Source organism: Bradyrhizobium sp. CIR48, from assembly GCF_014198315.1.
Lineage (GTDB): Bacteria > Pseudomonadota > Alphaproteobacteria > Rhizobiales > Xanthobacteraceae > Bradyrhizobium.
On sequence record NZ_JACIHG010000016.1, the window covers coordinates 168,905 to 186,444 of the forward strand.

General features: G+C 64.9%; 17 protein-coding genes and 2 tRNA genes. 11 read left to right on the forward strand and 8 right to left on the reverse strand.

Going from position 1 to position 17,540, the window contains the following annotated elements; all coding sequences use genetic code 11:
- Window positions 1-21: 21 nt before the first annotated feature.
- Entirely contained in the window at window positions 22-153 is a 132-nt protein-coding gene (locus tag GGD66_RS42115) for a hypothetical protein (RefSeq protein ID WP_256375077.1), read from the reverse strand.
- On the opposite strand from GGD66_RS42115, the gene GGD66_RS36950 reads away from it, so the two are divergent.
- From GGD66_RS36950 to GGD66_RS36965, 4 genes are all read left to right on the forward strand, one after another.
- The gene (locus GGD66_RS36950; RefSeq protein ID WP_092259166.1) at window positions 101-481 is read left to right on the forward strand and encodes a hypothetical protein; all 381 of its coding nucleotides are present in this window, start codon (window positions 101-103) and stop codon (window positions 479-481) included. The two genes, GGD66_RS42115 and GGD66_RS36950, sit on opposite strands and share 53 nt — an antisense overlap.
- 139 nt (window positions 482-620) lie before the next feature.
- Window positions 621-824: a hypothetical protein gene (locus GGD66_RS36955; protein WP_092259169.1), complete on the forward strand. Its 204-nt coding sequence runs from the start codon at window positions 621-623 to the stop codon at window positions 822-824.
- Window positions 825-1,096: 272 nt separating this feature from the next.
- On the forward strand, window positions 1,097-2,230 hold the full coding sequence (locus GGD66_RS36960) for a glycosyltransferase family 2 protein (RefSeq protein ID WP_092259170.1): 1,134 nt from the start codon (window positions 1,097-1,099) through the stop codon (window positions 2,228-2,230).
- Window positions 2,231-2,236: 6 nt separating this feature from the next.
- Window positions 2,237-3,739: a glycosyltransferase family 39 protein gene (locus GGD66_RS36965; RefSeq protein ID WP_183261584.1), complete on the forward strand. Its 1,503-nt coding sequence runs from the start codon at window positions 2,237-2,239 to the stop codon at window positions 3,737-3,739.
- A 173-nt stretch (window positions 3,740-3,912) separates the two neighbouring features.
- On the opposite strand, the gene GGD66_RS36970 is transcribed toward GGD66_RS36965, so the two are convergent.
- Window positions 3,913-5,799: a CHASE2 domain-containing protein gene (locus GGD66_RS36970; RefSeq protein ID WP_183261585.1), complete on the reverse strand. Its 1,887-nt coding sequence runs from the start codon at window positions 5,797-5,799 to the stop codon at window positions 3,913-3,915.
- Window positions 5,800-5,873: 74 nt separating this feature from the next.
- A complete protein-coding gene (locus GGD66_RS36975; RefSeq protein WP_183261586.1) occupies window positions 5,874-6,392 on the reverse strand; it encodes a FecR domain-containing protein in 519 nt (172 codons plus the stop codon).
- 663 nt (window positions 6,393-7,055) lie between these two features.
- Between GGD66_RS36975 and GGD66_RS36980 the strand changes: the two genes are divergently transcribed.
- Window positions 7,056-8,147, forward strand: coding sequence for a DUF2778 domain-containing protein (locus tag GGD66_RS36980; protein WP_018316502.1), 1,092 nt, complete (start codon window positions 7,056-7,058; stop codon window positions 8,145-8,147).
- A gap of 30 nt (window positions 8,148-8,177) precedes the next feature.
- Here GGD66_RS36980 and GGD66_RS36985 read toward each other — a convergent pair whose 3' ends face one another.
- The 3 genes from GGD66_RS36985 to GGD66_RS36995 form a co-directional block, all read right to left on the reverse strand.
- Entirely contained in the window at window positions 8,178-9,527 is a 1,350-nt protein-coding gene (locus GGD66_RS36985) for a caspase family protein (RefSeq protein WP_183261587.1), read from the reverse strand.
- Window positions 9,528-9,638: 111 nt separating this feature from the next.
- On the reverse strand, window positions 9,639-10,265 hold the full coding sequence (locus tag GGD66_RS36990) for a glutathione binding-like protein (RefSeq protein WP_183261588.1): 627 nt from the start codon (window positions 10,263-10,265) through the stop codon (window positions 9,639-9,641).
- Between the two features lie 11 nt (window positions 10,266-10,276).
- On the reverse strand, window positions 10,277-10,870 hold the full coding sequence (locus GGD66_RS36995) for a cysteine hydrolase family protein (RefSeq protein WP_183261589.1): 594 nt from the start codon (window positions 10,868-10,870) through the stop codon (window positions 10,277-10,279).
- Between the two features lie 130 nt (window positions 10,871-11,000).
- On the opposite strand from GGD66_RS36995, the gene GGD66_RS37000 reads away from it, so the two are divergent.
- The 5 genes from GGD66_RS37000 to lepB all read left to right on the forward strand — a co-directional run bounded on the left by GGD66_RS37000 (window position 11,001) and on the right by lepB (window position 14,573).
- Window positions 11,001-11,840: a LysR family transcriptional regulator gene (locus GGD66_RS37000; RefSeq protein ID WP_183261590.1), complete on the forward strand. Its 840-nt coding sequence runs from the start codon at window positions 11,001-11,003 to the stop codon at window positions 11,838-11,840.
- Between the two features lie 188 nt (window positions 11,841-12,028).
- Window positions 12,029-12,100: transfer RNA gene (locus GGD66_RS37005), tRNA-OTHER, on the forward strand.
- A 7-nt stretch (window positions 12,101-12,107) separates the two neighbouring features.
- A tRNA-Lys gene (locus GGD66_RS37010) sits at window positions 12,108-12,173 on the forward strand.
- A 333-nt stretch (window positions 12,174-12,506) separates the two neighbouring features.
- Window positions 12,507-13,670, forward strand: coding sequence for a slipin family protein (locus GGD66_RS37015; protein WP_183261591.1), 1,164 nt, complete (start codon window positions 12,507-12,509; stop codon window positions 13,668-13,670).
- A 153-nt stretch (window positions 13,671-13,823) separates the two neighbouring features.
- Complete coding sequence (gene lepB / locus GGD66_RS37020) at window positions 13,824-14,573, forward strand: signal peptidase I (RefSeq protein ID WP_183261592.1); 750 nt, start codon at window positions 13,824-13,826, stop codon at window positions 14,571-14,573.
- A 198-nt stretch (window positions 14,574-14,771) separates the two neighbouring features.
- Here lepB and groL read toward each other — a convergent pair whose 3' ends face one another.
- Both groL and GGD66_RS37030 read right to left on the reverse strand, forming a co-directional pair.
- A complete protein-coding gene (groL, locus tag GGD66_RS37025) occupies window positions 14,772-16,412 on the reverse strand; it encodes a chaperonin GroEL (protein WP_092259181.1) in 1,641 nt (546 codons plus the stop codon).
- 47 nt (window positions 16,413-16,459) lie between these two features.
- Entirely contained in the window at window positions 16,460-16,774 is a 315-nt protein-coding gene (locus GGD66_RS37030) for a co-chaperone GroES (RefSeq protein ID WP_018322058.1), read from the reverse strand.
- Between the two features lie 379 nt (window positions 16,775-17,153).
- On the opposite strand from GGD66_RS37030, the gene GGD66_RS37035 reads away from it, so the two are divergent.
- Window positions 17,154-17,441 (forward strand): usg protein, encoded by a 288-nt coding sequence (locus tag GGD66_RS37035; protein ID WP_028141201.1) that lies wholly within the window; start codon window positions 17,154-17,156, stop codon window positions 17,439-17,441.
- The last annotated feature ends 99 nt before the right edge of the window (window positions 17,442-17,540 follow it).

Genomic DNA, 17,540 nt, shown 5'->3' on the forward strand with positions numbered 1-17,540 from the left:
CGTGGAGGGGATGCCGTCATCCTAGTCAAACCAGTTGTGATTGGCCAGTTGCTGCGTCCCGTCTAAGGTCGCGGCAGGATCTGCGAAAAAGGAGAAAAAGATGCGGATGCTGATGGTGGGAGCGGCGCTCGTCATGATGACATCTGCTGCCATGATATCTCCGGTCATGGCGGATGACGACGATGCGAAGGGCGCGCAGAAGCTCGCCATGCAGGGCCGCGACGATTACTGGCATTGCCTGGCGCGGGAATACTCGCGCGATAGCAATCGGGGAATGACGGAACAGGATTTTGGCCGCTCGGTCGCGGGTGCCTGCCCGTCGGAGCGGCAATATTACCGGGTGGCGCTGCTCGACTATCTCACCACGCAATATCCGAACATCGATGCCGGTGCCCATCTCGCGACAGCGAACAGGGCAGTGGAGGCCGCGCAGAAGGACATCGTGACGGCCTTCGTCAAGCAGAGGCCGCCGGCGAAATGAGGGAGTGGCGAATGGCCAATAGCGAATAGGGGAAGAGGCGGCCTTCTCCATTCGCTACTCGCCATTCGCCCCCGGGCCCTTCCGGCTCCGCGCGCATCCGTGATATCACGGGGCGTATCTGGAACAGGGGTGGGTTTCCATGGCGTCTGAGTCGGTAGGGGGCATTTTGGGCGTGATCGTCGCCGCGATCGTGCTTGCAGTCGCCGTCGTGTTCGGGCCGATTGGCCAGTACGGCAAGCCGCCCAAACCGGCGAAAGTCGAGCCGGCCCCGGCTGCGGCACCCGCAGCCCCGGCCGCGCCGGCGCCGCGCGGGCCGATCATCCGGGAAGTGCCCAACCAATAAGGCACGAAAATCGTGGTTTTCGGCCCTTGCGAAGCCGTCTTGTCATTCCTATCTACCCCTTAACGGCGCCGTTGAGCGAAAAACTCCGGCGTTGGAACGACCTTGGAATAGCTTGGGCTCGCGCCGGATGTACGCGCGGCCTGCCGTTCCGGGGTCGTTGGCATTTTGGGGCGCCTTTTGGGCCCTTTCCCGGACACCCCCAGCTTCGCAGCATAAGAACCTGGCAGCGCAGAACTTGGCAGCGCAGGACGCGGCGGATATACGCTGCCGTCATGAATGAAGTGATCAGACCGGGCTCCGAAAATCCGCTGCAGGCCCTAGAAGGGCCGGAACTGTCGGTCATCGTCCCGACCTTCAACGAGCGCGACAATGTCACGGTGCTGTACCGGCGGCTGGAGGCGGTGCTCGCCAACGTCGCCTGGGAAGTCGTGTTCGTTGACGACAATTCGCCTGATGGCACCTGGGACGTCGTGCGGGCGCTGGCGCAGCAGGACAGCCGCGTGCGCTGTATCCGCCGCATCGGCCGTCGCGGCCTTTCGGGCGCCTGCATCGAGGGCATCCTGGCGTCCAGCGCGCCCTATGTGGCCGTGATCGACGCCGACCTCCAGCACGACGAGACCCAACTGCCGAAGATGCTTTTGCTGCTCGCAAGCGACGAGGCCGATCTCGTGGTCGGTAGCCGCTACATCGAGGGCTACAAGAGCGAGGGCTTCAACAAGCAGCGCGCCGGCGCCAGCGCGCTGGCGACCGAGTTCGCCAGGAAGATGCTGCGGGTCGAGATCGCCGATCCCATGAGCGGCTTCTTCATGATCCGCCGCGATCGTTTCGAGCAGCTCGCGCCGAAGCTCTCCGTGCACGGCTTCAAGATCCTGCTCGACGTCGTCGCGACCGCGCACGGCGGCTTGCGGGCGGTCGAGATTCCCTACACTTTCGGCGCCCGTCAGCACGGCGAGAGCAAGCTCGATTCCATGGTCGCGCTCGATTTCCTCGGCCTCGTGCTGGCCAAGCTGAGCAACGACATCGTCTCGCTGCGCTTCATCCTGTTCGCGATGGTCGGCGGCATCGGCCTCGTGGTGCATCTCACCACACTGTTCATCGGGCTTCAGCTGTTCAAGGCGCCGTTCGCGGAGGCGCAGGCCGCCGGCGCCATCGTCGCCATGACCAGCAATTTCATCCTCAACAACTTCCTCACCTATCGCGACCAGCGGCTGAGGGGTTTTGCGCTGCTGCGCGGCCTGATCGCCTTCTACATCGTGTGCAGCGTCGGCCTGCTCGCCAATGTCGGCGTCGCCTTCTCGGTCTACGACCAGGAGCCGATCTGGTGGCTGGCCGGCATGGCCGGTGCGCTAATGGGCGTGGTGTGGAACTACGCGATGTCAGGCCTGTTCGTCTGGCGCAAGAAATAACCCACGATGGGCGGGGCTGACGCGCGGATCGTCCGCAATACCGCGCTGCTGATTCTGGCGCTGGTGGCCCTGCGGCTCGTCGCGGCCGCGTTCACGCCGATCACCTTTGACGAAGCCTATTACTGGATGTGGTCGAACAACCTCGCCGGGGGCTATTACGACCATCCGCCGATGGTCGCCTATGTCATCCGCGCCGGCACCATGATCGCCGGCGATACCGAGCTCGGCGTCCGCCTCGTCTCGATCCTGCTCGCACTGCCGATGAGCTATGCGGTCTACCGCTCCGCTGCGATCCTGTTCGGCGGCGCGCGCGTGGCGGCGACCAGCGCGGTCCTGCTCAACGTAACCATGATGGCCTCCGTCGGCACGCTGATCGTGACGCCGGATGCGCCGCTTCTGGTCGCATCCAGCTTCGTGCTGTTCTTCCTCGCAAAAGTGCTGGAGACCGGCCGTGGCGTCTGGTGGCTCGCGGTCGGCGCCGCTGTCGGTGCGGCGCTGCTGTCGAAATACACGGCGATGTTCTTTGGCGCCGGGATCCTGATCTGGCTCGCTTGCGTGCCGAAGCTCAGGCGCTGGTTTCTCTCGCCCTGGCCCTATCTCGGCGGTCTCGTCGCGCTGGCGCTGTTCTCGCCGGTGATCCTCTGGAATGCGGACCATCAATGGGTCTCGTTCGCAAAGCAGCTCGGGCGCGCGAAGATCGAGGACTTCCGACCCGTCTTCATCGCCGAGCTGATCCCGACCCAGATCGCGTTCGCAACCCCGCTGGTCTTCATCCTCGGCGCGATGGGTCTGCACGCGCTGACCTGGCGCCGGGCCGGCGCGCTGGCCTCGCGCGTGCTGATCGAGGCGATGTTCTGGACCATCGTCGCCTATTTCGTCTGGCATTCGCTGCATGCCCGCGTCGAGGCCAACTGGTTCGCGCCGGTCTATCCGCCCTTCGTCGTCGCCGCGGCCGCTGCCGCCAACCTCGTGCAATGGAAGCCGCGACAGCGGCGCCTGGTGGATTTCTGCCTGCGCTGGGCCGCGCCTGTCGGCATCGTGATGTTTGCCGCGCTCATCGTGCAAGCCAACACCGGCTGGCTCTCCGGATATCGCCGTGATGCCACCGTGCGCAGCGTCGGCGTCGGCTGGCGCGAGCTCGCTGCCGAAATCGAAGCCGTGCGCGCGCGCCATGGCGCGACCTGCGTGCTCGCGCAGGATTACGGCACCACGGGCTGGCTCGCCTTCTACTTGCCCCGCGGCACCTGCGTGGTGCAGCAGAACCAGCGCATCCGCTGGGTCAACATGGGCGAGCCAGATCCGAAGTTGCTGGCGGGCAAGCTGCTCTATGTCGACGAGCTGCGCCCGGACGGTCATCCCGTCCTCAACGACCTCTTTGCGAAGGTGACTCAGGTCGCGCAATTGCAGCGCAAGCGCGGCCCGCTCGTGGTCGAGACCTACAGCCTCGATCTGCTGGAGGGCGCCAAGGGCGACGTGCTGGACCGCTCACCGCCGCCGGAAGCAAGGTAGCTGTCTGTCATCCCCGCGAACGCGGGGATCCATACCGCGTGATCTATCGATGAGCGCAGGTGCTTGTACCGCGCGAAGACCTGCTCACTACTAGTCTTCGCCAAACTTCTCCCTGTGGTTATGGGTCCCGGCGTCGCCGGGACGACAACGGAGTGTTTGGCGGGGCCGACGCCTCAGTCGATCGCCTCGGCCTTGGCCGCGGCCTGCTTGGGCCCGTCCCGGTCGCGCCAGAACCACACGGTCACGACGCCCGAGCGGCCACGGACCTGGGCGAGCAGGGGGCCCGACAGGACGCCGTCGGGAGCGCCGTGGAAGTCGGCCGTATCCAGCAGCGTATTGCTGAGGGCGAGTCGTGCATCGTTCCGGACGGCGACTTCCATCAGCCGGCTCGCGACGTTGACTGTGTCGCCTGTCGCCGTGATGTGCTGGTGAGTTTCGCCGAGGCGGGAGGCGACGATCTCGCCGAAATGCGCGCCGATCTTGAAGCCGAGCTGACCGCCGATCGCTGACGGCAGCGAGGCGATCCAGTGTTCGACACCGCGATGCAGGTCGATCGCGCATTTGAGCGCGCGCGCGGCGTCATCGGGCATCGCGGCCGGCAGACCGAACAGGATCATGGCGCCGTCGCCGAGAAAGCCTGTGATCATGCCGCCGCAATCGACCGCGGCCTTGTCGATCCGCGCGTGAAACGCCTGCAGGATCTCCTGAAGCGCGTCCGGATCGATCCGTTCGCTCAAGGACGTGAAACCGGAGAGATCGATGAAGACGATTGCGGCGTCTTGCCGGACCGGCTTGGACAGGAAATTCGGATCGCGCGCCAGCCATTCCTGCACCGCCGGTGCCTGGAATTGTGCGAGAGACCTGCTCTTGGCGGCGAGATATTGCGTGCGGCGGCCTCCGGCCCACAGCTGCACACCAGCAAAGATCGCAACCGGCGGCACTGCGGCGGCGAGCGTGGTTGCCGCATTCAGCCAGACGCCATGCGTGAACGCGAACGTGTTGAGGCCGGCCCAGGCGATCATCACCGCGGCCGCCGCCATGATGCCGAGCGCGCTGCGCCGCCAGGCCAGCAGGCCGACCAGCAGCATCGGCAGCAGGATCGCAGCGAGCGCGTCGGCGATATGGACTCTGTGGTCGCGCACGATTCCGTCGCCGGCAACGAGATGGGTGATCGCGGTCGAGACCACCTCGACGCCGGGCATCAGGGAATCGAACGGTGTCGGGTAGAAGTCGCCGCCGCCGGCGACCGAGGCGCCGATCACGACGATCCGGTTCTCGATCGCGGCGCGATTGAGCGTGCCGTCGAAAATGCTCTGCGCGCTCACGGTGCGGATGGTGCGGCGGGGACCGTAATAGGTGATCGGCAGCGCGAAGTCGGTATCGGTCGGCACCGCGCGGTCGCCGAGCATAAGATGATCAGGTGCGATCGTCAGCGGCTTGTCGAGCGCGCGCGTCGCGACGCGCAACGGGAACGACAGCTCGACCTTGTCGCGGGTCCGAAACAGCATCGGCACCGAGAGCGGCGAGCCCGATTGGCCCGTCGCGACATTGACGATGCCGACCTCGGCGTGGTCGGCGAACGCAGGCAGCGGCAGCAGGAAACGTTCGGCTTGCGGCAGCACGGCGAGGGGACCTGCGCTGCCGGGCGCCACGTTTTCGCTGGCGGAAGGGAAGATCGCAGCGGCGGCGAGCACCATGGGCCCGGTGGCGAGCGTGTTTGCCAGCGTGGCGTCGCCGATCGCAGCGCTGCGGTCGACCAGCAGGAGATCGATCGCGACGACCTTCGGCTTGAACTGCACGATGGTGTCGACGACGCGGGCGAGATCGGCGCGCGGCAGCGGATAGCTGCCGCCGCGCTTCACCACGGTGTCGTCGATCGCGACGATGGTGACGAGATCGGGCGGACGCTGCACCCCGCGGACCTGGGTTCGCCAATCGGTCAGCGTTGCTTCGAGGCGGTCGAGAAAGCGCAGATGGCCGCCAGCGTGCGCGGCAAAGATGCCCGCGCCCCACAGCGCGGTGAGGGCGAGTGCCACCAGGATTTGAACGCGTCTCGTCATTACGGTACTGCAATCGTCTTTTTCTTCGGGGCCTGTGGGCCGAGGTCTATTGACCAGGTCTTATTGACCAAGTCTCATTGACTAAGTCTTGCCATGAGAGCGTCGATGCGCGGCTGGCCCCACTGTTTCACCGTCAACGGTCCGGTCGCTTCCACGTCGACGCCCTGGCTGGGGCCAAGCACGACGCCGCGCCCACGAGCACTGCGGCTGACGCCGACACGGCCGTCGGCGACGAAGACGGAGGTCTTGGCCTCAGCGACGTCGACGGCCCATCTGGTGCCGCGCACCGCGGCAATCGCCTGAGGCGTCAGCACCTTGAAGGGAATGCCGCCCGGCTTCCTGGGCACTTCGACCAGCAGGGCTTTGCTGCTCAACTCAACGGAGTCAATATGTCCGTCGCGGTTGGCGTCCTTTAGTTCAAATCTGGCGCCACTTTCCGCAACGATGGTGATGCCGTTGTCGCAGCGCCAGGTCTGCGTACCCGCGGCCGAGGCCGACGATGTGCAAGCTATGTTGGCAGGCTGCGCGGCCGCGTATCCCATCAACAACGACGACGCCAGAGCAAGATATCCGGCGCGCGCGAACCTTCTCATGCCAGCCTCCGTTTGCATGCCCGGCACAATTCAAGGCGATGTTGATACGGTACCGTATCACACGCAGAGGCTGCTGAAAAGTGCCGCTCTACCAGCTATTTTCTTGGCTCGGCCTTTTCCAGAGCGGTGCGATCAACTTTCGGTCAGGGCGCGGTCGCCGTGTGAGCGGTCCGAGCTCGCTGTGTGAGGTGCGTGATCTTGCCCGCCGTTCTCGTATCACCCACGTGCCGGCGGGAAGGCCAGTGGGACCAGCCCCGCGCAACGTTTCCCCGCTATCTTCCGGGTATCGAAAGCCACGAAAACGACTTGGTTGGGTGGCCCTAGAGAGGCGGCCGGAGAGGTCCGCTGAATGCGCCGAACCGGCCGAGAATTATGGTTAACAGACGCGCCTAAGTCCGTAGTTCTGCGGGCTTTTTTCTCAGAATGAGACAGCCTTAACGAGTCGCCGCACATCTGCCCGAACTTAATCCGCATTTAACTAAAAGTCGCCTTAATGACGCTCCGACCCTCTGCGAGATGCTGGTTCCGGATCGTGACCAGCGGCACTTTGAAGGGGGACTGAGTGACACCGTCCTGGACGCAAGGCGAATGAGTACGAGTATCGCTGCGCATAGTAACGCGGCACGGAAGTCCAAGAATTCTCTTCGGAAGTCTTCCCGGAAAATGACCACGACCAATTGGCTTGGCGCCGCGGCTATCGGCTGCGTCGTGATGGGCGCCGGCTGGACCATCTACAGCAACGTCTTCGGCGCGAGCGTCTATCCGACCGTCGGCGGCATTGGCTACGACGAGCCGGTGATCAAGCGTGCGCCCAAGGTAGCGCTGCGCGAGGCTGGCGACGCCATCAAGGAAGCTTTTGCGCTCCTGCCGGACCGGTTGCAGGTCGCCGCCCCGATCTCGCGCGAGATGTTCAACGAGCGCTTTGCTGCCGCTGCGACCCAAGGCGTGGCATCGAACGCGGCCAGCGCGGCGCCGGCGACCCAGGTTGCGGTGGCCAAGGACGCGCCGAAGCAGAGCGTGATCGCGAAGGTCGCGGAAGCATTGAAGCCGTCGGCCCCGGCCAAAATTGCTGAGAAGACCGCCGACAAGACCGGGGACAAGGCCAAGCGCGCGCCGGATGCCCAGATGCAGCTCGCCTCGGCCGATCCGGCCCAGATCGTGCCGGCACCGGAAGCGAAGAAGTCGTTCGCCGATCGCGCCAAGGCCGCGGTGATGTCGATCACCGGTCCGCGGCAGTCGATGGTCGAAAAACTCTGGGGCAAGCGCGAGCCGTCCGGCGGGCTGCTGGCCTACGCCTCGGCCGATGCCAGCGTGACCGCCTCCATCGCGCCGAAGGAGCAGAACCCGATGTTCGGCGGCGCGCCGCCCTATGAGCGTGACACCGCGGTCTACGACATCACTGCCAAGACGGTGTATCTGCCCGACGGCACCAAGCTCGAGGCGCATTCCGGCCTCGGCTCCAGTCTCGACGATCCGCGCTCGCAGCGCACCCGCATGCGCGGCGTGACGCCGCCGCACATCTACACGCTGAAGCCGCGCGAGGCGCTGTTCCACGGCGTGCCCGCGCTGCGCCTGACCCCCATCGGCGGCGAGAGCGCGATCTACGGCCGCGACGGTTTGCTCGCGCACACTTACATGCTCGGACCGAACGGCGATTCCAACGGCTGCGTGTCGTTCAAGGACTATTACGCGTTCCTTGACGCCTACCGCAACAAGGGCATCCGCAAGCTCGCGGTGCTGGCGCGGGTGGAGTGAGGCGCAGCGCGTCTCACGCTTTCTGCACGATCAGCGTTTGACGAAAACCAGGTTGCAGGCGCGCGCCTCGTTGCGCTTGCCGCTGCCGCGGGTGCGATCGAACTGCGCGTCGACCGTAAAGGCGTAAGGCGAGCCGGGCGCAAGGTTGTTGAGGGTGTACGCGCTTGCCCCTGTTGTGCCGCGCGCGCTCAACGTCGTCTTGCCGTCGGCCGGGATCTGGCCGTCGATCTCCAGGCGGTTGACGCCGTCCTTGCTCTGAGCCTCGGCGTGAAACACACCGTTGGTCACGGTGCCGGCGAGGGGCCTGGTGAAGCCCTGCGCCTTGCCGGAAGCCGGGCAGTTCAGCGTCACGTCCCAGCTGCCGTCGAAGTCCTTGCTGCCGCCGGCGCGGGTGTTGGTCGCAGGCGCCAGCGCCACCTTTTGCTTCAGGCCCTCGATCCGCGCCTTGGCGAGACTGGCGAAGCTGCAACTGGAAAATCGCGTCAGATGGTCCTCAAAGGCGCTGACGGTGCCGATGGTGTCGGCAGCCTTCCAGTGCGCCTCCGCGGATGCGCAAGGGTCGGCCCGCGGCGCGACTTGCGGAGCCCCTGGTGCGATCGTGACCGAGACCGGCCCGTTCAGATAGAACTTGCCGATGATCGACAGCGACAGCTCCGGAAGCTGCGTCTTGCCGCTGGCATCATAGACGTCGCTGCTGATGTCGCGAAACACATCGCCGATCTCCTGCGGCTCTTCGATGTGCTTGAGGAACGCGGTCGTGTAGGGGCTGTTGCGGCCGACGCCGTCCGCCGCGGTCTGCCCCGATTGCGTCGAGAACGACACGATCGTGCCGCGCGGCGCTTCGACCTTCGACAGGCCGCGCCCGATCGAGGCGGCCCGCGTCGCTGAGCGTTTGAGAGTTTCCGCCAGCGGATTGTCGCGGCAGGAATCGAGCACCAGGATGCGAAGGTTCTTGGCTTGCTGCAGATCGTTCACGATGTCGTCGACCCGCACGAAACGCTTGAGGTCGGCCTCATCGGTGAGCGTGGCGTCGACAGGCATCAGATAGTTCACGCCGTTGTACTGCATCGCATGGCCGCTGTAATAGAATATGGCGACGTCAGCTCTGCTCGCGGCGCGCGCGAAGCGGATGGTCAGGTCCTGCATGTCGGCCTGGCGCAGATCGATGCCCTGGAGCACCTCGAAGCCGCTGCGCTTGAGCGAGGCCGCGACGTCCTCGGCATCGTGTGACGGGTTGGGAAGTTGCGCCGTCGAAGCATAAGCGCCGTTGCCGATCACCAGTGCCACCCGCGTGTCCGCAGATGCAGTGTCGGGAGACAGCCAGCCGGCGAGGAGGCCCAGGCAAAATAAAGATGAGCACAATCTGGAAAGAGCACGCATGAATGCCTTCCAAGAAAATATCGAAAAATATCCCTCCAGATTAGCGCATGCCGCGCCGACTTCAATGCCCTCGCTGGGAAAACGCTCAGATTTCGCGACCGTGGCGTCCGATCACGCTGCCATCGCTTTGCGCAGGGCCATCTCGGTCGCAATCGCTTCCCGCACGGCCGGCCGCGCCTGCATGCGCCCGAGATAGGCTGACAAGGGCGGCCATTGCGCGATGTCGACGCCGGCGGGACGGAGCAGCAGCAAGGCCCAGGTGAGGTGGGCATCCGCGACGGTGAAGCTGTCACCGACGAGGAATTCGCGCTCCGCCAGATGCGCCGACGGCACCGACAATGTCTGCGCGATTCTGGCGCGCGGCTTGGCGAGCGAGCCGTCGTCCTTGTACCAGAAGGTCGGAAACAGGAACGCCTTGTGGATCTCGGCGCCGATGAAGCTCAGCCATTCCTGCAGGCGATAGCGATCAACGTCGCCAGGCAGCGGCGCAAGGCCGCGCTCGGGCTTCACGTCGGCGATGTATTGCAGCACCGCCGCGCTCTCGGTCAGCCGTTCGCCGTTCTCCAGCACTAGGACCGGCACCGCGCCCTTCGGCGACACGCCGAGGAAATCGCTGCCGTCGTCCACGACCTGCTTGGTCCAGATATGGGCAAGGTGATACTGCGCCTCGATACCGGCCTCCATCAGCGCGATGCGACTCGAGAGCGAGCAGGCCATCGGAAAGAAATAGAGCAGCATCGGATGCTCCGTCAATTCAGCGCATCGCTGCGCGCGATGATCGCGAAGCGGTCCGAGAGCTCGGCCAGCGCGACCTCGTGAATCGTCCGGGCGTCCAGTGTGCCGCCGCGGCCGTCCGGCAGGTCGCGAGTGGCGCAGGCATCGGCCGCGATCGTCGTTCGCAGGCCGAGATCGAGCGCGGCGCGGGCGGTCGAGGAGATGCACATGTGGGTCATGAAGCCGGCCAGCACGATGTTCTTGCATCCGGTCGCGGCAAGCCGGGCTTGCAGATCGGTGCCGGCGAATGAGTTCGGCAGCGCTTTCTCGACCACGGGCTCGCCTGCTTGCGGCGTCAGGCGATCGACGATCGCGCCGCGCGCCGCCTCGCGGTCGAACAGGCCGCCGGCGCGGCCCTTGTGCGCGACATGGATGATCGCAGCGCCGCTCTCCCGTGCCCGCGCCAGCAGGCGCGCCGCCGCGGCTATCGCCGGCTGTGCATCGGGAAGGGCCAACGGGCCGGCGCAATATTCGTTCTGGATGTCGATCAGCACGAGGCAGGCCTCGTTGAGCTTCGGCGGATTGAGATCGGCGCCGGCGAGTTCGAGCAGGGTCTTGGGAGCGGTCATGCTGGTCAGGCCTTCCAGGGAGATCGGATGGCGTCACATTAGCGTACCATGGGCCTGCCATTGTGCAGGACTATTGCAGCTTACGGCTGCAAATTTGCAGGGCACGGCATCGCCTGCTAGGCTCGCCCGGATGAACTGGGACGATCTGCGCATCATTGCCGCGGTGAGGGACGAGGGCACCTATGCCGGCGCCAGCGCGCGGCTGCGCATCGACGAGACCACCGTCGGCCGCCGGCTCGCACGCATTCAGCGCGATCTCGGGGTGCTGCTGTTCGATGCCGTGGACGGCCAGCGCCGTCCGACGCGCCATTGCGAGGCGGTGCTCGAGCATGTCGGCGCGATGGCCGCCCATGTCGCGGCGATCGACCGCATCAAGGAGAGCCAGCCCGGCCCGGTCGGCCGCCTGCGCATCGCCTCGACCAACGCGGTCGCCGAAGAGTTGTTGGCGCCGCATGCGAGCAGCTTCCTGCGCGATCATCCCGGCCTGACCCTGCAATTCCTGACGTCCAGCGGCAACGTCAAATTCTCGCGCTGGCAGGCCGACCTCGCCATTCGCCTGCGCAAGCCGGAGAAGGGCGACTTCACCATCTCCAAGCTCGGCGATGTCAGGCTGTATTTCTTCGAGCCCGCCGACCGCGCCGGCGGCGAGCCGGTCGCCTGCATCTATCCCGATGAGCTCGACACCATTCCCGAACAGCAGTTCTTGCGCGCGAAGCGGCTGACGAACGTTCGCTGCATCACCGACAACGTCCGCATCATCAGGACCATGATCCAGTCGCATCAGGCCGTCGGCGTGTTGCCCGAACACAGCTGCGAAGGCCTGCTCGCCGACCGCAGCCTGCGCGCGACGCTGCTGCCGAGGCGGCGCGACGTCTGGCTGCTGGTGCAGAACCACCTCAAGCGCGATCCGGCGACACGCGTGACGATCGACTGGGTGAGGGCGTGTTTCCAGGACATCGCGCGCCCCTGACGTCACGACGCGCTGTGATCATCGCGTCACAGTGCGCATGGTGCGACGAAAAATCCTGAACTGCCCCCTTGCAACCCGAACGTGCCTCGTCTATTAGCCCGCTCCTTCGCTAGGCCATGTGTCCGGGCTCTCTGAGATCCCGGCTGGCGCGATCCGGTCTCCGGTCTCGTGTTCCGCCGAATGAAGACGCAGGATGTAGCTCATGGAGAGCGCCGGAGTAAAACCCGGAGGCATCGGTTCGATTCCGATTTCTTGTACCAACCAAAGGATAGCTCAGTGGTAGAGCAGATGACGTTTAATCATCGTGACGCGGGTTCGAATCCCGCTCCAGCGCTACGGGTCAGCCTGAAAAACTGACACCTCTGACGAGGACCGGACGCGCGCTTCAGTCGCAGTCCGGCCGTTTTGCCGCAAGGCTTTCCGTCCGAACCTAGACACTGTGAGACCGGCTTTGCGCCGCGGGTAGATACCGCTTGCGTTGATGCCGGGTGGCTCCGCTCGGCCGCGCGACATCCGTCGCGCGATCGCGCGCGTGCGCCCGTCGTCATGCGAGCTCAAGCCTCGGCCCGTCGATCCCTCAGGAAGCGTCGTCCGCGTCCTCAAATCCTTTGCAAACGAAACCTGTTGTCCGGCATCCGGCCGGACGCAAAACGATGGAGGCGTGCCATGACTTCGAACAAGGGCTGGCATTTGCTGATGCTGAACGTGACGGTCAAGGATGGCGAGCGGGCGTTGCTGACGCGCAACGGGCAGCTCGTGCGCGTGCTCGCGCCCGGCAGGCACCGTCTGTTCGATCCCCTGCACGAGCTCAAGGCCGAGGTGCTCGATGTGGTCCGCAGCGAATTCTCTGCGGATCGCTACGCGGTGCTGAAGGCCGCACGGCCTGATCTGGCCGCCGAGCTGTTCGAGGCGGTCGAGACCAGGGCGGACGAGATCGCCATCGTCAGCCTCGACGGCCGGCCCGTGCATCTGATGACGCCCTGGCAGGTGCGCGTCTACTGGAAGGTCGCAACGAGCGTCGATGTCGAGCGCATCGATGTGTCCAGCGATGTCAGGGTTGGCGCGCGCCATCTGGCCATGATCGAGCGTAACCGCTCGGCCGTGACGTCGGAGACGGTGGTCGAGAACCACGAGGCGGGCCTGCTCTATGTCGAGGGCCGGCTCGTGGAGCGGCTCGTGCCCGGCCGGCACGCCTTCTGGACCGTCGGCCGCAAGATCGAGGTGAAGCGCCTCGACCTGCGGCCCCAGGCGGTCGAGATCACCGCGCAGGAGATGCTGACCAAGGATCGCATCGCGCTGCGGGTGACGCTGACGGCGTTCCGTAAGGTGGTCGATCCCGAGCGGGCGGTTGCGACCGTGCCCGACGTGGATGCGTGGCTGTACCGCCTGGTGCAGTTCGCGATCCGGGAGGCGGTTGCGGGCCGGACGCTGGACGAGGTGCTGTCCGCGAAGGCGGCGCTGGATGCGGAGCTGCGCGACTATGTCCGCGCACGCGTCGCGGAGTCCGGTGTCGAGGTGACCGAGCTCGGCGTCAAGGACGTGATCCTGCCCGGCGAGATCCGGGAGCTGGTGAACAAGGTGGTGGAGGCGGAGCGGGTCGCCAAGGCGAACCTGATCCGCCGCCAGGAGGAGACCGCGGCGACGCGTTCGCTTCTGAACACCGCCCGCCTGATGGAGGAGAACCCCCTGCTGCTGCGGCTCAAGGAGCTGGAGTCGCTGGAGCGGCTGGTCGAGAAGGTCGGCCGCATCGATCTCCACGCCGGCAACGGCGAGGGCCTCGATGCTCTCCTGACCCGGCTCGTGCGCCTCAAGGCGCCCGAGAGTACGTAAAACCGAAGGGCCGCCCACGGGCGGCCCTTCACACTCGTCGCTTGCAATGAACGCGGAGTCGCGCCTGTGCGACCAAAATCACGGAAGTGGGATTGCGCGCGCGCGAAGGTTGCGTAATCTCGCGATGACTATGGGTTTGATCAGGGCAGGCGCATGACGATTCTTCAGGACACCATCCGGCCGCCGACGGCGCGATCGCGGGAGTGGAAGGTGATCATCATCCTGATCCTGCTGGTCCCGGTGCTGTGGTCCCCGCTGATCCTGTTTCGCTTCGTCCTCTATCAGCCGTTCAGCATCCCCTCCAATTCGATGGCGCCGACGCTGATGGTCGGTGACTACGTCTTCGCCGCGAAATATGCCTATGGCTACGGCCGCTACTCCTTTCCCTTCGCGCCATCCGGGATCTCGGGCCGCGTCTTCGCCGCCGACCCGGAATACGGCGACATCGTCGTGTTTCGTACGCCGAAGGATACCTCGGCCGACTACGTCAAACGCGTGGTCGGGCTGCCCGGCGACCGCATCCAGATGCGGCAGGGCCAGCTCATCCTCAACGACCGGCCAGTGACGCGCGTCGCGCTCGAGGACGGGCTCGCCGACAACGCCTGCGGTGGGGATGGCGGCGTCAGGGTCAAGCGTTGGCGCGAGACGCTGCCGAGCGGCGCGTCCTATGTCACCAACGACTGCCTCGACAACGCTTTCCTCGACAACACCAGCGTCTTCACGGTGCCGCCGGGCCATTTCTTCGTGCTCGGCGACAACCGCGACAATTCCACCGACAGCCGCATGATGTCGGCGTTCGGTTTCGTGCCGATGGACAATCTCGTCGGCAAGTTGACGCGGATCTTCTGGTCGCTCGACGAAGATGGCGAGCCGCGCATGGAGCGGTTGGGGAAGGTGGAGTGAGGCTCGGAATGACGGAGGTTCGTAGCCCGGATGGAGCACAAGCGTAATCCGGGAAGGCTGCCTGCGTCGCACGAGATGTCCCGGATTGCGCTTCGCTCCATCCGGGCTACGAGCCGCCGTTCCGCGAGAACGTCCGTCCCAAACAAAAACCCCGGCATCGCTGCCGGGGTTTCGTAGTTCTTTAGAGGTGGTTGGACTTTAGAAGTCCATGCCGCCCATGCCGCCGCCCGGGGGCATCGCGGGGCCGGCGCCGCCCTTCTTGGGCAGCTCGGCGACCATGGCTTCCGTGGTGATCAGCAGGGCCGCAACCGAGGCAGCGTTCTGGATCGCGGTACGGACCACCTTGGTCGGGTCGATGATGCCCTTCTTGACGAGGTCGGCATATTCGCCGGTCTGGGAGTCGAAGCCGTAATTGTAGGCCTTGTTCTCCAGGATCTTGCCGACGATCACCGAGCCGTCTTCACCGGCGTTGATCGCGATCTGGCGGGCGGGAGCCGACAGCGCCTTGCGCACGATCTCGACGCCGGTCTTCTGGTCGTCGTTCTTGGTGCGCAGGCCCTTGAGCTGCTCGGAGGCACGGAGCAGGGCGACGCCGCCGCCCGGGACGATGCCTTCTTCCACAGCCGCGCGGGTCGCATGCATCGCGTCATCAACGCGATCCTTGCGCTCCTTCACCTCGACCTCGGTCGCGCCGCCGACGCGGATCACCGCGACGCCGCCCGCGAGCTTGGCAAGACGCTCCTGGAGCTTCTCACGGTCGTAGTCCGAGGTGGTCTCCTCGATCTGCGCCTTGATCTGGGCCACGCGCGCCTCGATGTCGGCCTTCTTGCCGGCGCCGTTGACGATCGTGGTGTTCTCCTTGTCGATCATCACCTTCTTGGCGCGACCGAGCATGTTGAGCGTGACGTTCTCGAGCTTGATGCCGAGATCTTCCGAGATCGCCTGGCCGCCGGTCAGGATCGCGATGTCCTGCAGCATGGCCTTGCGGCGATCGCCGAAGCCCGGAGCCTTGACGGCCGCGACCTTCAGGCCGCCGCGCAGGCGGTTCACGACCAGGGTCGCGAGGGCTTCGCCTTCGACGTCCTCGGCGACGATGACCAGCGGCTTGCCGGTCTGCACCACGGCCTCGAGCAGCGGCAGCAGCTCGTTCAGCGAGGAGAGCTTCTTCTCGTTGATGAGGATGTAGGCGTCGTCCATCTCAACGCGCATCTTGTCGGCGTTGGTGACGAAGTAGGGCGAGATGTAGCCGCGGTCGAACTGCATGCCCTCGACGACGTCGAGCTCGGTCTCGAGCGACTTGGCTTCCTCGACGGTGATGACACCCTCGTTGCCGACTTTCTTCATGGCGTCGGAGAGGAACTTGCCGATCTCCTGGTCGCCGTTCGCCGAGATGGTGCCGACCTGGGCGATCTCGTCGTTCGAGGTGACCTTCTTGGAGTTCTTCTGGAGGTCCGCAACCACGGCTTCGACCGCGAGGTCGATACCGCGCTTCAGGTCCATCGGGTTCATGCCGGCGGCGACCGACTTGGCGCCTTCCTTCACGATCGCCTGGGCCAGCACGGTGGCGGTGGTGGTGCCGTCGCCGGCCGCGTCAGCGGACTTGGAGGCGACTTCGCGCACCATCTGCGCGCCCATGTTCTCGAACTTGTCCTCGAGCTCGATCTCCTTGGCGACGGTGACGCCGTCCTTGGTGATGCGGGGAGCGCCGAACGACTTGTCGAGCACGACGTTGCGGCCCTTCGGGCCGAGCGTGACCTTCACCGCGTTGGCGAGAACGTCGACGCCGCGCAGCATCTTGTCGCGCGCTTCAACCGAGAATTTGACTTCTTTGGCTGCCATCTGGAATTTTCCTTGGATAATGTTTGACTGGAGGGAAAGAGAGGCTCTTAGGCCGCCTTCTTCTTGGAAGCGGGGACGTCGAGAACGCCCATGATGTCGCTTTCCTTCATGATCAGCAGATCTTGGCTGTCGATCTTGACTTCAGTGCCGGACCACTTGCCGAACAGCACGCGGTCGCCGACCTTCAGGTCGATCGGGATCAGCTTGCCGGCTTCGTCGCGGCCACCGGGGCCGACGGCGACGACTTCGCCCTGCGAGGGCTTTTCCTTGGCCGTGTCGGGAATGATGATGCCGCCAGCGGTCTTCTCTTCTGCGTCGATGCGCTTGACCACGACGCGGTCGTGAAGCGGACGGAATTTCATGCAGTCCTCCTAAGCATTTGCTCAGATTGATGTTTCAAGGGATGTTAGCAGTCGATGCTCGCGAGTGCTAGCACGAGCGAAGCTGAAATAGGACAGGAATTTTGTGGGAGCAAGGGCTTCTAGCAGAAAAATCAGCACCCGGAAGCGCGGACTGCCAGAATCTCTTTTCCATCGTTAACCGAGGCCGGGCCCGTATTAGCACGGTGCCGCCTCTGCTGCTAACGCATTGAATTTCAACAGCTTGTTAAACTTTTGGGCTTGAGATGGGTTGTCAGTTTGCGTCACATTTCTCTCATGTGAGCGCATCAGTACCGGGTGGCTCGTCAGGCGCACACCGACCAGGCCGCCCCTTGAATGCGCTCCTGCAAAGGAGGTTGGCATGGGCGTACGGAGTGGGGGCGTTTCCGAGGACTTCCGGAAACAGCTTTTAGGTTACGGGCTGACGACGGCGCAGATCCTCTACCGGATGCCGGATCATCCTTCGCTGCTCCAGACCTACGTCTGGCAGAACTACGACATGTTTCCGAAATTCCCGGCGCTGAAGGATTTCCTGGCCTTCTGGCAGGAAAAGCTCGACGGTCCCCTCCATTCGGTCACCGTCGCGCACTCCAAGCTGATCAAGCCGGCCGAGCTGCGTGCCGTGGATGGCGTGTTCCGGCTGCATTGAGGCGTTTTCGATCCATGGCGTGCCGCGCTGTACGACAGTATTGGCGTAAATGAGGAGCTTCCTGGCGCAGGCGATGAGTGCTGCGTTGTGGACCTTGCC

Excerpts from the sequence above, each read along its gene's own strand:
- GGD66_RS36975 (WP_183261586.1), bottom strand. The coding sequence starts at position 6,392 with ATGAGAAGGTTCGCGCGCGCCGGATATCTTGCTCTGGCGTCGTCGTTG.
- groL (WP_092259181.1), bottom strand. The coding sequence starts at position 16,412 with ATGGCAGCCAAAGAAGTCAAATTCTCGGTTGAAGCGCGCGACAAGATG.
- GGD66_RS36985 (WP_183261587.1), bottom strand. The coding sequence starts at position 9,527 with ATGCGTGCTCTTTCCAGATTGTGCTCATCTTTATTTTGCCTGGGCCTC.
- GGD66_RS36995 (WP_183261589.1), bottom strand. The coding sequence starts at position 10,870 with ATGACCGCTCCCAAGACCCTGCTCGAACTCGCCGGCGCCGATCTCAAT.
- GGD66_RS36965 (WP_183261584.1), top strand. The coding sequence starts at position 2,237 with ATGGGCGGGGCTGACGCGCGGATCGTCCGCAATACCGCGCTGCTGATT.
- GGD66_RS36950 (WP_092259166.1), top strand. The coding sequence starts at position 101 with ATGCGGATGCTGATGGTGGGAGCGGCGCTCGTCATGATGACATCTGCT.
- GGD66_RS37030 (WP_018322058.1), bottom strand. The coding sequence starts at position 16,774 with ATGAAATTCCGTCCGCTTCACGACCGCGTCGTGGTCAAGCGCATCGAC.
- GGD66_RS37000 (WP_183261590.1), top strand. The coding sequence starts at position 11,001 with ATGAACTGGGACGATCTGCGCATCATTGCCGCGGTGAGGGACGAGGGC.
- GGD66_RS36960 (WP_092259170.1), top strand. The coding sequence starts at position 1,097 with ATGAATGAAGTGATCAGACCGGGCTCCGAAAATCCGCTGCAGGCCCTA.
- GGD66_RS36980 (WP_018316502.1), top strand. The coding sequence starts at position 7,056 with ATGACCACGACCAATTGGCTTGGCGCCGCGGCTATCGGCTGCGTCGTG.
- GGD66_RS37015 (WP_183261591.1), top strand. The coding sequence starts at position 12,507 with ATGACTTCGAACAAGGGCTGGCATTTGCTGATGCTGAACGTGACGGTC.
- GGD66_RS36990 (WP_183261588.1), bottom strand. The coding sequence starts at position 10,265 with ATGCTGCTCTATTTCTTTCCGATGGCCTGCTCGCTCTCGAGTCGCATC.
- GGD66_RS36970 (WP_183261585.1), bottom strand. The coding sequence starts at position 5,799 with ATGACGAGACGCGTTCAAATCCTGGTGGCACTCGCCCTCACCGCGCTG.
- GGD66_RS42115 (WP_256375077.1), bottom strand. The coding sequence starts at position 153 with ATGGCAGCAGATGTCATCATGACGAGCGCCGCTCCCACCATCAGCATC.
- GGD66_RS36955 (WP_092259169.1), top strand. The coding sequence starts at position 621 with ATGGCGTCTGAGTCGGTAGGGGGCATTTTGGGCGTGATCGTCGCCGCG.
- GGD66_RS37035 (WP_028141201.1), top strand. The coding sequence starts at position 17,154 with ATGGGCGTACGGAGTGGGGGCGTTTCCGAGGACTTCCGGAAACAGCTT.
- lepB (WP_183261592.1), top strand. The coding sequence starts at position 13,824 with ATGACGATTCTTCAGGACACCATCCGGCCGCCGACGGCGCGATCGCGG.